Origin of the sequence: Bacillus piscicola (assembly GCF_022458745.1) — a bacterium.
Classification (GTDB): domain Bacteria; phylum Bacillota; class Bacilli; order Bacillales; family Marinococcaceae; genus Alteribacillus_A; species Alteribacillus_A piscicola.
On record NZ_JAJJJF010000002.1, the window covers coordinates 414,581 to 428,337 of the forward strand.

The following is a 13,757-nucleotide window of genomic DNA, read 5'->3' on the forward strand; positions in this document are numbered from 1 at the left end:
TTAGATGAGCTGGTTCTCTACATATATAGGTAAGGTTATCCTTCTAGCAGAAGTGATTCTGGGTCTTCAAGCAGTTCTTTTAGTTTTACAAGGAAACTTACGGCTTCTTTTCCATCCACGATACGGTGGTCATAAGACAGTGCAACGTACATCATTGGACGGTTTTCCATTTTTTCTTGATCAATAGCTACCGGACGCCATTGTATTTTATGCATTCCTAAGATCCCGACTTGAGGACCGTTAAGAATCGGAGTCGACAAGAGTGAGCCGAATACGCCACCATTTGTAATCGTAAATGATCCGCCTTGCAAATCATTTAGTGTCAATTTATTGTCACGCGCCTTCTTCGAAAGATTAACGACTTCCTGTTCGAGTTCGGCAAATGATTTTCTGTCCGCATCGCGAACAACCGGAACAACTAATCCATCATCGGTTGATACTGCCATGCCAATGTCGTAAAACTGCTTCTTAATAAGTTCATTCCCTTGAATTTCAGCATTAAGGAGCGGGAACTGTTTCAAAGCAGCAATGACCGCTTTAGTGAAAAAGGACATAAAGCCTAGACGTACGTCATGCATTTCTTGAAAAGACTCTTTACGACGCTTTCTTACATCCATAACTGCCGTCATGTCGATCTCGTTAAAGGTAGTGAGCATTGCAGCAGTTTGTTGAACATCAACGAGACGATTCGCGATCGTTTGACGACGACGAGACATTCTTTCGCGGATAACTGGTTTTCCGGCAAATTCATCTTTTGATACCGGAGTCCCTTTCTTGCTTTCCGCAGGCTTGTCAGCGCTTTTTGCTGCTGCGGCTTTGTTCGTCTCATAGTTTTCTACATCTTCTTTTCTTACGCGGCCGAGGGGATCTCTAGTTGGGACTTGTGTAAGGTCGAGTCCTTTTTCTCTCGCCAACTTCCTTGCTGAAGGAGAAGCAACCGGTCGCTCAGACTCTTCTGCTTGAGGTGCTGCCTCCTCTTTTTCCGAACTCTGAGCAGCAGGCTTCTCTTCTGGAGCTGGTGCTGACTCAGCAGTGGCTTCTTCAGGCTTTTTCTCGGCTGCAGCCGGGGTAGAGGCTTCACCGCTTTCATCCACGATGGCAATGACTTCTCCCACCTCTACAACATCCCCTGGTTCCTTCAGCAGTTCTTTAATAACCCCGCCTTCTTCAGAGGCAATCTCAACGTTCACTTTATCTGTTTCAAGTTCTGCGATATTCTCGCCTTTTTCAATTTGTTCACCGGGCTGCTTCAACCATTCCGCTATCGTACCTTCTGTAATAGATTCAGCAAGCTCTGGTACTTTAATCTCTGCCATGAAAAAAATCCTCCTTATTCTTTACCTGAAAGTGCTTCGTTAATAATACGACTTTGTTCCGCTTTATGGGCTGTAGGATCTCCCTCAGACGGACTGGAGCGACGACGTCTTCCAATATAGCTCGTTTCCACAGAAGCCGGTGCAATTTTTCGAAGCAGCGGCTGCAAATAATTCCATGCTCCCATGTTCTCAGGTTCTTCTTGTACCCATTTAAATTCTTTTACATTTTTGTATCTTGCCAAGATGTCCTTAATCTCTTGCTCTGGGAATGGATACAACTCTTCAATTCGAACAATGTGAAGCCAATCTGTTTGCTCTTCATCCACCGCTTCATGAAGATCCATCGCCATTTTTCCAGTAGCAAATATAAGGCGGGTCACTTTATCTGCTGTTTTCCCAGTTTTCGGTTCTTCTAATACAGCGTGAAAACGATTGTTCGAAAATTCTTCTGGAGCAGAGGCGACATTTTGGTTACGCAGCAAACTTTTTGGTGTCATAAGAACGAGCGGTCGTACCTCTTCCGAGCCGAGGATAGCAGCCTGACGACGTAATAAATGGAAGTATTGGGCAGAGCTTGATAGATAAGCGACATTCCAGTTATTTTCTGCCGAAAGCGCTAAAAACCGTTCGAGCCTTGCACTCGAATGTTCAGGGCCTTGCCCTTCATACCCATGTGGGAGAAGTAATACCATTCCAGATTTTTGTCCCCATTTTGCCCGTCCTGCTGAAATAAATTGGTCAAACAAAACTTGCGCCGCGTTTGCAAAATCTCCAAATTGTGCTTCCCATAACACCAGCGTATCTGCCGCTTGAACGTTATAACCGTATTCAAAACCGACGATAGAGGCCTCGGAAAGCGGGCTGTTATGGACGGCAAAAGAAGCTTTAGCCGTGGACAGCGTATGGAGCGGTGAATAAATATCACCGTTTTTGTAATCATGTAAAACGATGTGGCGCTGCGCGAATGTACCTCTTTGTGAATCTTGCCCGGTTAATCGTACCGGCGTTCCGTCCGAGACAATCGAGGCAAAAGCCAAGGTCTCAGCATGAGGCCAGTCAATCTTTCCATTCTCTTCAAATGAACCTTTCCTGCGCTCTAATATCTTCTGTAATTTCGGGAAGACACTGAAGCCCTCAGGCCAGGTTAATAACTCTTCATTAATTTGTTTTAACTGGGATGCGTCATAACCCGTTTCGATAACCGGAAGCCTTTTCTCAACCTCATCAGGTATTACTATTTTTGCAACAGTGTTAGTTTTAGCGTACTCAGAGACTTTGTCATATTGCTCTCTTAGCTTATTATTTACTTCTTTTTGAAGCTCGTTCACTTCTTCTTCGGTCAGCAGACCTTCTTTCATAAGAGATTGGGAATAACTCTCTCTGACAGTCGGATGCTTTCGGATAATCTCATAAAGCTGCGGCTGTGTTGCTGCCGGCTCATCCATCTCGTTATGCCCAAACCTTCTGTAGCCGATTAGATCAATAACAAAATCTTTGTTAAAACGGTTGCGGTATTCATAGGCAAGTTGGATCGCAGCCATACAGGATTCTGGATCATCTGCGTTCACGTGTACAATCGGTATTTCAAAACCTTTTGCAGGGTCGCTTGCATACGTTGTCGATCTGGAATCATGAGTATCGGTAGTAAAGCCAAGCTGGTTATTCGCAATAATATGCAGGGTGCCGCCAGTTTGGTAACCTTTAATACGACTCATATTCAACGTTTCCGTAACAATGCCTTCTCCTGGAAAAGCAGCATCCCCATGAATGAGGACAGCGACCGATTTAGACGTGTCCTGTTGCGGAAAACCTGCCTGAGAACGATCTTCTTGTGCAGCTCTCGCATATCCTTCGACAACAGGATTGACAAATTCCAAATGACTTGGATTGTTAGCGAGTGTAATCTTCGCATCAAATTGATCTTGTTCGATTCGTTTACGAGCACCCAAATGATATTTCACATCTCCGGTCCAGCCATAGTTAATGTTGACAGAACCTTCGGATGGGACCAGATTCTCACTCGGGGCATGTTGAAATTCGGAAAAGATTAAATCATACGGCTTGCCCAGCACATGGGCCAAGACACTCAGTCGTCCCCTGTGTGCCATGCCAATCATGACATTTCGTGCCCCGGATTGGATAGAGCTTTGCGCGAAGCCGTCAAGCATTGGAACCAGGGTATCTAATCCTTCAATAGAGAAACGCTTTTGGCCTACGAATGTTTTATGAAGAAACTGCTCGAAACTCTCTACTTCTGTCAAACTTTGTAATAATTTTCTTCGTTTTTCTCCGGACAAGGAGCTATATATCTCACCAGATTCCACTTGCCGATTCAACCACCGGTGTTCATCCACATCATGGACGTGGTCAAATTCAAAGGCAATTGATTTGGTGTGCATATCTTTCAAGTGATTGATGGCTTCAAGTCCATTCGTTATATGATCAGGAGCGTCAGGGCAAATGATATCCACGGGAAGCTGTTCTAAATCTGCTTCGGTGAGCCCATACTCACTTATTTGTAAAAATGAACTTACATCGCTCGGTTCTTGTAGCGGATTCATGTCTGCAGACAAATGACCGTGGATCCGTATATTCTCAGCAAGTTTTACGGCAGCTGCAATTTTACTGACTAAGGATGCATCTGGTTTCCCGCTTGTCACAGCCGGGGCGGCCCCATTTATATGCCGTTTCTCCTCGAGGGGAGCTCCGTATTGTTCAAACCATTGCCTCGTTTCATTGTCTACGGATTCCGGGTCATTTTTATATTGTTCATAAAGGTCCATCAAGTACCCAAGGTTGGGACCATAAAATTCTTGCCATGGCTCTTCATGCTTGGCTGAATTTCTGCTCATCTGGTTTATACCTCCACCTGCAAGTGATTTTATCCTGGTTGAAAAAGTTATGTACCATCCATTTATTTAAGCGAACTAACTATGCCCTCTGCGATGTAATTTTCCAACCACTCCCCTCAAGGATTTGTACTTGATCTGTTTACTATATATAAAGAATGAGTGCACATACTATAATAACACGATGCGAGTACGTTCTCAAAAAAACCCTTTGCCAATATATGTTGGCTTATTTATTCTCAAAAACAGACAGCAAGTACAATCGTTTCATCATATCAAAAAGGCCTCGTGCGAAATGTGACGAATTTGTGCCTTCAACTGTTATTGTACAACAAATTCACCATAATGAAAGGCTTTGTGTTTATTTTCTTTAATGCTTTATTCAAATTCTGACGTTATAATATGATGTGGTAATAGAAAGGAGAATTATTCATGATAAAAGCGATACTATTTGATCTTGATGATACGTTGCTGTGGGACAAAAAAAGTGTGAAAGAATCTTTTAGAGCAACCTGTCTAGAAGCTGAAGAACGAACAGGTATCAACCATCATACTTTTGAAAAAACCGTACGCGAAAAGGCTCGCGAGCTATATTCCAGCTATGATGTGTTTCCCTTCACGAAAAAAATCGGCATTAATCCTTTCGAAGGTTTATGGGGAGATTTCACGGATGAGATCAATATCGGCTTCCGTCGTATGCATGCTGTGATCTACGATTACCAGAAAAACTCTTGGACGAACGCTCTTGAACATCACGGGGTTTACGATCAAGAGCTTGGAAAATCACTAGCTTCTCGATTTCGTTATCACCGCCGTCGGCTGCCTTTCCTTTATGAGGATACATTTGATGTGTTAGCGAAGCTAAAAGAAAATTACCAACTCCTTTTATTAACAAACGGGGCTCCTTCCTTACAGCATGAGAAACTTAAAATGACGCCTCAGTTAGTCCCCTATTTTCATTACATAGTAATTTCAGGAGCTTTCGGGATTGGAAAACCAGACACCTCTATCTTTGAACATTCTCTTCGGTTATTAGACGTTAACAAAGAAGAGGCTATCATGATCGGTGACAATTTAAAGACGGACATTCTAGGCTCAAATCGTACAGGTATTAAAAACATTTGGATTAACCGTGACGATCAGAATCCTCAAACAGACATATCTTATACGAAGCAGGCAAGCAGTTTAACTGGCGTTCTTGATTTGTTAAGTAATTTTTAGTACGGTGCGTGAAATTTAAAGAAAGAGACAATAGATCTCTTTCTTTTTTATTCCATTTTTTATTTTCCGCTTTTATTTTTATTAAAAAAGTGTTATTTTTATACATGTTGTTCGATAAATTACGTATGTGTTGTGTGAAAATAAGTATATCTATTCATTTTTTTGTATACGAGGTGACACGATGAAAAACAATAATAATGTAACGGCAGGTGGTTCCTTTCTACGGTTTCTAGTTCCTTCTGTCATTGGTGTTTTTTTCTTTATGATTCCAATCTCCGTCAACGGGGAGTTTACGATCCCGGTCGCTATTCTTGCTGATTGGCTTCAAGCCTGGACCGCCGCTATCCTGCCAGCCGCCGCTGTTCTATTCATGCTCATTGCGGTTGTCGGTTCGTTCGTTGTAAAAGTAACCGGCACTACTTCCACACTTGCTTCATCCTTATTTGATGTAACAGGCTTTTGGCTGTGTGTACGTATCCTTGGTCTTTTGTTTGGGATTCTTGCGCTTCTTCAAATTGGTCCTGAGTGGGTAACATCAAGTGCAACCGGCGGCATGCTTTTATATGATTTAATCCCAGTACTTATTGCCGTTTTTTTGTTCGCTGGTTTTCTGCTTCCCCTGCTGCTGAATTTTGGCTTGTTGGAGTTGTGCGGAGCGTTGTTAACTCCGATTATGCGTCCGTTGTTCACATTACCAGGGCGATCCTCCATTGACTGCGCAGCTTCTTGGCTCGGGGATGGCACAATCGGAGTTCTGCTGACAAACCAGCAATACGAACAAGGCTATTACTCAAAAAGAGAAGCGGCTGTCATCGGAACGACCTTCTCCGTTGTCTCTATTACTTTTAGTATTGTTATTTTAACTAAAATGAACTTAACGTCTTACATCGTACCGTACTACCTAACGATACTGGCTGCTGGTTTTGTCGCCGCCTTGATTATGCCGCGCATCCCTCCATTATCGTGGAAGAAACATACATTCTTTAATGAAAAAGAAAAAAAAGCTGAGAAAACACGGCCGGCCCAGTACAATGCCCTGAGCTGGGGGCTGAAACAAGCAGCTGAAAGAGCAGCGCAAAGCAGTTTTTCAACTGTAGTCAGCGGCGGCTTGAAAAATGTTCTTGATATGTGGATTGGTGTCATTCCTGTTGTTATGGCGCTCGGCACAGGAGCTGTGATTATCGCTGAAACAACATCCTTCTTTTCCATTATCGGAGCACCGTTTGTGCCATTTCTAGAGTTCATGCAGATTCCCGAGGCAGCGGCGGCTTCTGAAACAATACTGATCGGCTTTGCAGATATGTTTCTGCCGGCCATTTTAGGATCAGGCATTGAGAGTGAGTTAACCCGATTTGTGATCGCAGCCCTGTCTGTTACCCAGCTGATTTACATGTCTGAAGTTGGCGGTCTGCTGCTCGCTTCTAAGCTTCCAGTCACATTCGGTGATTTGGTTATCATTTTCTTAGAAAGAACGATCATTACCCTGCCCATTATTACAATTGCTGCCCATCTTATTTTTTAAAAATCTCCATACGAACGGAAAAAAACCTGGATGCAGCTTACGCATCCAGGTTTTCACTATGCTTCTGTCCGCTTTTTTCCGTACCATTCGTCTAAAACTTTCGCGTCCATTACTTTAGATTCAATGAAACGCTGTTGTGTTTCATCAAAAACTTCCCGCCACGAAACATCCAATTCTTCGGCAAGTTTCACGATAGTCAAGAGTTCCTGCCAAGCTACATAACGTTTATACCAAAAAAACTGCGGCTGTTCACTCATATAAGGGTAGAGATCATCGAATTCTGTATGCTTACAATCAATCGTCCGCTCAAACTGATTTTTAGCTTCCAGCAGCTTGTCGGTAAAAAATCCTGCAATTTCCTTTGCCATTGTTATCCCTCCCATAAAAAATAATGGCAGTAAACGCTTGATTTTATTTTGACATAAATTCAGAAAAACGCAAAGCATTTTGATTCAATACCTCGCAAAAAAAGTCTGTACTTCTAAATAGAAGACAGACTTTTCTCTGCACTTACTAGCTGATTTCATGCATACTTTTTTCGAGGCGGATGACATTGTAATCATCCGCATACATTTTATTTAATGATTTCACTAATTTCTTTGTTTTCTTCGTTGTATAGGAAGAAGGCAATAGTCCTCGATGGATCAAATAGTTGTGAAGGAAATCAATCCGTCCGCTCTCCAGTCTATTACGATCATCCACGACTTCCAAATATCTGAAGACAGCCTTCTCGAGAGAACGTATTTCTTGAACAAAATCTCCGTAACGTGCAAGGTATCTATGATAATTTTTATCAGACAGTTTATTTAGAAGTACCATTAAAAACCGTTCTTCATTGCCTGTGAATGTAAAACCCTTTTTCTCAAGCAATCGTATAAACTCTGAAAGGTCTGTCTTGTAAAAATCAAAGGCAATTCTCATCTCACTTGAAACATGCAACGATATAATAGATCTCCCTTGCGAATAGGCAAGCAGCCAATTATGAAGGGCGCGAGTCACATCGGGGTTCAATAAAAAAGATGGATGGATCGTGTACAGATACTTCTCCACCTCAAGATGGAGCATCTCCTCATCCTTATTCATCCCCGCGTATTCTTCCGGACACTGTTGCTTCTCTCTTGACCACTCACTTCTTTTCGCGTATATTCTCTCTCTCCATGCCTTCAACATTTGAAAGCCCCCCTCCATCTCTAATTTATCCCTGCAATGGCAGGTTTTTTCTTTTTTCTCTCACTCCCTTGATGAGTGTACCACACAGGTTCTTAAAATAAAATAGAGTAATTAAAAGTTTTTGGAACCATTCTGGATATATAAAGATCTTACGGCTAGTAATGATTATATAAAAGCTTATATGAGCAATAAAACCCCATTACAAGCGAAAATAAAGAAAAAACGGATCTGAATGTATCAGATCCGTTCTTATTTATTGATGAAAAAATTAAGTGTACTTTTACCAACCAAGAAGGCAGCAATCGCAAAAGCCTCTACTTCTTCTTTCACTCGCCCCCAGCCTTCCGGCGTATCTTGAATAACAAGCTCATACTGCTCTTTTTTCTGCCAATCTTCTTTCTCCGCCTGGGACAAAAAGGCGGCGGTTTGATTTAAGGCAGTATCCCCACTTTTCATAACTTGGTAGAACGAGACGAATCCGTGCATAACTCCGTTGTACCGTACCGTTTTTACAGGTATACCTGCTTCATTTAACTTTTCCCCATACAACTCTCCTTCATCCCGCAATGGGTCGAATTGGGCGGTGATTACAAGGGCAGGGGGAAGGTCCGAAAGGTTATCGGCTTCAAGCGGTGAGGTGTATGGGTTCACCCACATCTTTTCATCGGGTGTATAGACTTCTCTTGCCTTTACCATCACATCTCTTGAAAGCAAATAATACCCGCTGTCATAAAGAGACCGTGAAGCAAACGGAGCATCCTCAAATGTTGTTAATGGGTAGTACAGTATTTGTGCGAACAATTCGGGCCCTTCTATATCTAGCCTGCAAGGCGGTAACGGCTGCGAGATTACCCCCTGCACTATCCCCTGCTACCGCAATCTTTTTGGGGTTGCCACCGAATGTTTCAGCATTTTTATGAGCCCACTCTAACGTAAGATAACTGTCATTAACAGCTACCGGGAACACATATTGAGGAGCGACTCGGTATTCGGGACTAATGACTACAGCTCCAGTCCTGGCAGCAAGGGTTCGTATAATATTGTCATGCGTTTCCAAGCTTCCGTATCCTTCCATAAAAGCACCGCCATGAAAATAGAGGATGACAGGAGCATTATCTGCATTAGAATATCTATATATACGCACCGGTAATTCTTTCCCATTCTGAAGCGGGATAGTCTGGTCCTGCCGCAAAAGCTTCGCTCCATTTGTACTTGTTTTCTTAGGAGAAAGAAAATCAGGTATCTCAATATTCGTATTCAGTGATACCAAATTATTGTTAATAGCGTGCAAGATTACCGCTGTTTTAGAGGGAAGCTTACCCTGGCTGGTTTGGGACCAATCATCTATAGACCACACAATGATTAGGCTGATAACTAAAGAGATAACCGTAACTATTTTAATGACTTTCTTCCACACTGCTTTTCCCCTCCTGGAAGATTCATGGTGTCTATTCTATTATACCAAGTTTTGCGGCCTCCCTGTTTGATTTTCTCAATCCATTTCGACATTTTCGCATAGTTAAAACATGCAAAAAAGCACAAGCAGCTCTCTTCGGAAAGAATCTGCCCGTGCTTTTTGGATATGTATGTTATTCTTTGAAGTTTTTGATCCTTAAACTTCTTTTAAACCGAGACTGATTTCCAAACCTTCTTTTACCCGCGTCATCGTTTCATCATCCAGATGTGTAATTTTGTCTGTAAGGCGCTGCTTATCAATTGTTCGTACTTGTTCAAGCAGGATGACACTATCCCGGTCAAATCGGTGTTCTGCCGCATTAATCTCTACATGAGTAGGTAGCTTTGCTTTTTTGATCTGAGCTGTAATAGCAGCCACAATAACGGTGGGACTGAACCTGTTCCCTATATCATTTTGGATAATTAGAACAGGTCTGACACCGCCTTGTTCTGAACCGACTACCGGTGAAAGATCAGCAAAATAAACATCGCCGCGCTTTACAATTTTCTTGGACTGGTGATGATTTTGATTCGTATCACTCAACTCATCCATTCACCTCCTTCACCGGTTCCGTAACAGGATATGCCGAAAAGGAGAATATTATTCTTATTTTGCAGATATAACTGCGCGTTCTCCTGTTCGCAACGCCTCTTCTTCAGCCCTCTCAAATTCTTTGCAAAGCTCGGCATTGATTTGCGCCATTTCTAAATACCCCTGCTTCATTTGGTTCCGTAGATCTGCAGCCTTTCTTTGACGGATCTCTTCTTGCAGTGCTTCACGAAAAAAAGAATCCTTCTCTTCCTTACTTAGGTGTTCAATTTCAGAGTACAAGTGCTCTGATAGTTCAACTTCAATTTGCTGTAATTGTGACATCCTGGACGACCCCCATGCACGGTTTATTCCCACACATCATTATAGATGATTCCCAAAGTGAAATAAATAATGATTTCGATATTAAATTACTGCTTGTTCGAAGTTTTGACAATGGATCGGAAAATCCGAGGTAAAACGCCTTTTTTCTATTCATCTTAGAGTGTAACATAGAAGGCTTCTTTTGGTTACAGTTTTTTTAATAAATTTATATTTTGAATCCATTTCATACGTACTTATTTTAGATATTGAACACGAACAATAATGTTGTTGTTGATTGTAGCGGAAGGCGGCGGCTCCAGCGGGAATAGCATGAGTCTTGAGCCCCCGCAGTTTAAGTAAGGAACAATGGCTAAGTACGCCACGTCCTGTGGCAACGCCTTTATGACCAACATCGTGTTGCCCTGAGGGGGCTCAAGTCATGCCCGCGGCAAAAAAGACACAGTGAGAGCAAGCGTAAGCGCAGTCTCGAACTGATGTCGCGCTTGTGCCTGTAGGTGAAAGCGTCCGCCTGCAGTGGAAATCAACCGCTCTACACTTTTCCAAAATTGTTCTTAGTTCAATAACTGTACCTGAATTATGAAATTGGCTCATTTTAGTTGTCAATGAAAGATCCCTCTGCGCGGACCCTTTTTTACACTTAGAATACAACAACAAACGATACAAAAAGAGCCTTAAAAGACGTCACCTATAAAAAAGTTTTTATTTTTTTAATTGTTGATTGCATTCCCTTTTGTTAAATGATATGGTGGCATTAATCAATTAAATAAATCCTACTTCGTAACGAGAAGTGAGGTTAGAGGCGCAAAGACCATCAGTAAGCAATAGGAGGATTATGGGGTCCGTTGAATATTGCTGGAAGGGGGATTTGCCGAAGCAGACAACTTTCTCAAGAGTTGTAGGCTGGTTTTGTATTGAATAAATACGAAACTGTCATATAGCGAGCCTCGCTATATGGAGGGCTATCTCACGCATTAACGGTTCTTATTATACTAGAACGTTCATGCAGCAATGAGTCCTCTCATTGCTGCATTTTTTGTTGAATATTCTGGGAGGAACCGGCCCTCAATTTCATATCAATCATTGTTGGAGAACATCGAATATCAAAACAGAGGGTGATGAAAATGAATTTTGGAAGAATAAGTACAGCAATGGTAACTCCTTTTGATCAAGACGGTGAAGTCGATTACAGTGCGGTAACGAAACTGGTGAACCACTTGCTGTCAAACGGCACAGAAAGTTTAGTAGTGGCAGGTACAACTGGAGAATCGCCAACACTTTCGACAGAAGAAAAACTGACACTTTTCGAACATGTTGTGCAAGTTGTTAATGGTCGTGTCCCGGTTATTGCGGGTACTGGCTGTAATAATACGAGAGCTTCCAAAGAATTGACGAAGAAAGCCGAGAAAATCGGGGTAGACGCTGTCATGCTTGTAACCCCTTATTATAATAAACCGTCCCAGGAAGGCATGTTTATGCATTTTAAAACAGTAGCTGAGGCTACAAGTCTTCCAGTCATGCTTTACAATATACCCGGGCGCAGTGCGGTAGGACTTACTCCGGAAACGATTGTCCGTCTAGCTGCTATTGATAACATTACGGCAGTAAAAGAGGCGAGCGCCGACTTAGATGCTATGGCCTATATCATTGAAAACACCGATGACCAGTTCTACCTTTACAGCGGCGATGACAGCCTGACCATGCCGGTATTGTCCATTGGCGGGACTGGGGTCGTATCTGTCGCTTCTCATGTCATTGGAAACGAGATGCAGGATATGGTGCAGAGCTACTTCAATGGCTACCCGGAATTCGCTTCCAAGCGGCATCGAGAGCTCCTGCCTATTATGAAGTCCATGTTTATGGCACCGAACCCGGTACCAGTCAAAGCAGCGCTTGAACTTCAAGGAATCATTTCCGGAGATGTTCGTCTTCCGATGCTTCGCCTGCACGAAGACGAAATGAACCAACTCCGTTCTGTCTTTCGTCCGAAAACAACCTTTTTTGTAAGCTAATGATCCGTTCACATGGTCTAAAAGAATATGTATTGTAATAAGGGCTGGTTCTTCTTTAAAATAAGAAGAGCCAGTCCTATTTGTACCCGAAAGAAGGTTATGTTGTTGAAACGGATTATCATCGGAGCTATACAGGTTTACCGAACATTCATCTCCCCCCTCACCCCGCCGACCTGTCGTTTTTACCCGACGTGCTCGCAATACGGAGTCGAAGCGGTAGAACGCTTCGGGGCGTGGAAGGGGGGGTGGCTGACACTTAAAAGAATTAGCAAGTGCCACCCATTCCATCCCGGCGGTTTTGATCCAGTTCCTGAGAAAAACAAGAGAAGGTGACACATTATGGAGAAATAGTAGGTTTGTCTTTCTTGTGATTGCGCCGCCACCGTTCCTCCACATATCCCGTACCAAAGAGAACTCCAAGCACGATAAAAATAAAACCAAGCCATTGACCGCCATTGACTGTTTCTTTGAGCAAAAGGGCAGAACTAATCAACCCGAACAACGGGACCAGGTTATTAAAAACAGCTGTTTCACCCGGACCAATTTTCTGGATGGAGCGATTAAACAGCTGATGACCTAAAGCTGTAGCCAGGACTGCAGAGCCGAAAAAAATCAGCCAGACAAAGGATGGTACTGCGAACACCTCTTTTAGGCCGGATGGTTCTTTCCACATACTAAATAAAAACACACCGAAAGAACCAAGCAAAAACATGTATCCGGTCAAAACACGCGGCTCTATCGTCTTGGTTGCTTTTTTTACGTAGATGAAACTGGCTGCTTGCACAAACATTGCTAGAAAAATAGCGACATCTCCGAACGACAAACCGCCGATCTGTCCATCTTTCCCTGCTATGTTAATAAAGAAAACACCCGCTAACCCTAGAATCACCCCAAAAAACCGAAACTTCGTAAAAGGATCCCCTAGCATAATCATAGCAAGTACGGAAGTCGTTAAGGGAACTAGTGCGAGAATTAAAGACGTGTTGACAGCAGAAGTGTGCGCAAGCCCGAAAGCTAAAAGCAAATGATGGCTCACTACGCCAAGGAAGGTGGCGAAAATTAAATATTTTAGTTCCCTTCCCGTTAGCCGTCTCCACTCTTGAAATCGCGTCATAATGAGGGCAATCACAGCCCCGGCTGTTAAAATACGCAATGCCTGCATAGTAGCAGGCGGCATATACTCGACTAGCACTTTTAATGCAACCACATTGAGTCCCCATAGGATCATAACCACAACTACAAAAAGGTGATTGATCCAATAACGATCTTTGTTGTGTCTCATATTCATTCCTCTCTCGCATAGGCAATTTTGTTCTCTTTAAGGTGGAGTCTTTCCAAGCC

Annotated in this window: 13 protein-coding genes and 1 riboswitch; of the genes, 4 read left to right on the forward strand and 9 right to left on the reverse strand. The window is 42.8% G+C overall.

Translation table 11 applies throughout. From position 1 onward, the window contains the following. Positions 1-35: 35 nt before the first annotated feature. Both odhB and LOR49_RS06735 read right to left on the reverse strand, forming a co-directional pair. Entirely contained in the window at positions 36-1,316 is a 1,281-nt protein-coding gene (gene odhB / locus LOR49_RS06730; RefSeq protein ID WP_240375502.1) for a 2-oxoglutarate dehydrogenase complex dihydrolipoyllysine-residue succinyltransferase, read from the reverse strand. A 14-nt stretch (positions 1,317-1,330) separates the two neighbouring features. Then, entirely contained in the window at positions 1,331-4,168 is a 2,838-nt protein-coding gene (locus LOR49_RS06735) for a 2-oxoglutarate dehydrogenase E1 component (protein ID WP_240375504.1), read from the reverse strand. Between the two features lie 429 nt (positions 4,169-4,597). Here LOR49_RS06735 and LOR49_RS06740 point away from each other — a divergent pair, with 429 nt between their 5' ends. After that, the gene (locus tag LOR49_RS06740) at positions 4,598-5,386 is read left to right on the forward strand and encodes an HAD family hydrolase (protein WP_240375505.1); all 789 of its coding nucleotides are present in this window, start codon (positions 4,598-4,600) and stop codon (positions 5,384-5,386) included. A gap of 181 nt (positions 5,387-5,567) precedes the next feature. Continuing rightward, on the forward strand, positions 5,568-6,908 hold the full coding sequence (locus tag LOR49_RS06745) for a YjiH family protein (RefSeq protein WP_240375506.1): 1,341 nt from the start codon (positions 5,568-5,570) through the stop codon (positions 6,906-6,908). A 56-nt stretch (positions 6,909-6,964) separates the two neighbouring features. Here LOR49_RS06745 and LOR49_RS06750 read toward each other — a convergent pair whose 3' ends face one another. The 6 genes from LOR49_RS06750 to LOR49_RS06770 all read right to left on the reverse strand — a co-directional run bounded on the left by LOR49_RS06750 (position 6,965) and on the right by LOR49_RS06770 (position 10,407). Beyond that, positions 6,965-7,276 (reverse strand): hypothetical protein, encoded by a 312-nt coding sequence (locus LOR49_RS06750; RefSeq protein ID WP_240375507.1) that lies wholly within the window; start codon positions 7,274-7,276, stop codon positions 6,965-6,967. Positions 7,277-7,421: 145 nt separating this feature from the next. Beyond that, complete coding sequence (locus LOR49_RS06755; protein ID WP_240375508.1) at positions 7,422-8,078, reverse strand: hypothetical protein; 657 nt, start codon at positions 8,076-8,078, stop codon at positions 7,422-7,424. A gap of 249 nt (positions 8,079-8,327) precedes the next feature. Next, positions 8,328-8,879 (reverse strand): alpha/beta hydrolase fold domain-containing protein, encoded by a 552-nt coding sequence (locus LOR49_RS17625; RefSeq protein ID WP_338021126.1) that lies wholly within the window; start codon positions 8,877-8,879, stop codon positions 8,328-8,330. Then, positions 8,839-9,495: an alpha/beta hydrolase gene (locus tag LOR49_RS17630; protein WP_338021127.1), complete on the reverse strand. Its 657-nt coding sequence runs from the start codon at positions 9,493-9,495 to the stop codon at positions 8,839-8,841. Before LOR49_RS17630 ends, LOR49_RS17625 begins: the two co-directional genes overlap by 41 nt. 195 nt (positions 9,496-9,690) lie before the next feature. Then, entirely contained in the window at positions 9,691-10,086 is a 396-nt protein-coding gene (locus LOR49_RS06765) for a type II toxin-antitoxin system PemK/MazF family toxin (RefSeq protein ID WP_240375509.1), read from the reverse strand. 54 nt (positions 10,087-10,140) lie between these two features. Continuing rightward, positions 10,141-10,407, reverse strand: coding sequence for an antitoxin (locus LOR49_RS06770; RefSeq protein ID WP_240375510.1), 267 nt, complete (start codon positions 10,405-10,407; stop codon positions 10,141-10,143). 786 nt (positions 10,408-11,193) lie between these two features. Further along, a riboswitch (Lysine riboswitch) is annotated at positions 11,194-11,377 on the forward strand. 151 nt (positions 11,378-11,528) lie between these two features. Between LOR49_RS06770 and dapA the strand changes: the two genes are divergently transcribed. Together dapA and yidD are read left to right on the forward strand one after the other, a co-directional pair. Continuing rightward, entirely contained in the window at positions 11,529-12,416 is an 888-nt protein-coding gene (gene dapA / locus LOR49_RS06775; RefSeq protein ID WP_240375512.1) for a 4-hydroxy-tetrahydrodipicolinate synthase, read from the forward strand. Between the two features lie 99 nt (positions 12,417-12,515). Then, positions 12,516-12,749 carry a membrane protein insertion efficiency factor YidD gene (gene yidD, locus LOR49_RS06780; protein WP_420830407.1) on the forward strand — a complete coding sequence of 78 codons (234 nt, stop codon included), beginning with the start codon at positions 12,516-12,518 and terminating at the stop codon, positions 12,747-12,749. A 4-nt stretch (positions 12,750-12,753) separates the two neighbouring features. On the opposite strand, the gene LOR49_RS06785 is transcribed toward yidD, so the two are convergent. Next, on the reverse strand, positions 12,754-13,698 hold the full coding sequence (locus LOR49_RS06785; protein WP_240375514.1) for a DMT family transporter: 945 nt from the start codon (positions 13,696-13,698) through the stop codon (positions 12,754-12,756). Positions 13,699-13,757 lie beyond the last annotated feature (59 nt).

What these genes read in the sequence shown, in the direction of transcription:
- odhB (WP_240375502.1), bottom strand. Translation starts at nt 1,316, where the DNA reads ATGGCAGAGATTAAAGTACCAGAGCTTGCTGAATCTATTACAGAAGGT.
- LOR49_RS06735 (WP_240375504.1), bottom strand. Translation starts at nt 4,168, where the DNA reads ATGAGCAGAAATTCAGCCAAGCATGAAGAGCCATGGCAAGAATTTTAT.
- LOR49_RS06740 (WP_240375505.1), top strand. Translation starts at nt 4,598, where the DNA reads ATGATAAAAGCGATACTATTTGATCTTGATGATACGTTGCTGTGGGAC.
- LOR49_RS06745 (WP_240375506.1), top strand. Translation starts at nt 5,568, where the DNA reads ATGAAAAACAATAATAATGTAACGGCAGGTGGTTCCTTTCTACGGTTT.
- LOR49_RS06750 (WP_240375507.1), bottom strand. Translation starts at nt 7,276, where the DNA reads ATGGCAAAGGAAATTGCAGGATTTTTTACCGACAAGCTGCTGGAAGCT.
- LOR49_RS06755 (WP_240375508.1), bottom strand. Translation starts at nt 8,078, where the DNA reads ATGTTGAAGGCATGGAGAGAGAGAATATACGCGAAAAGAAGTGAGTGG.
- LOR49_RS06765 (WP_240375509.1), bottom strand. Translation starts at nt 10,086, where the DNA reads ATGGATGAGTTGAGTGATACGAATCAAAATCATCACCAGTCCAAGAAA.
- LOR49_RS06770 (WP_240375510.1), bottom strand. Translation starts at nt 10,407, where the DNA reads ATGTCACAATTACAGCAAATTGAAGTTGAACTATCAGAGCACTTGTAC.
- dapA (WP_240375512.1), top strand. Translation starts at nt 11,529, where the DNA reads ATGAATTTTGGAAGAATAAGTACAGCAATGGTAACTCCTTTTGATCAA.
- yidD (WP_420830407.1), top strand. Translation starts at nt 12,516, where the DNA reads ATGTTGTTGAAACGGATTATCATCGGAGCTATACAGGTTTACCGAACA.
- LOR49_RS06785 (WP_240375514.1), bottom strand. Translation starts at nt 13,698, where the DNA reads ATGAGACACAACAAAGATCGTTATTGGATCAATCACCTTTTTGTAGTT.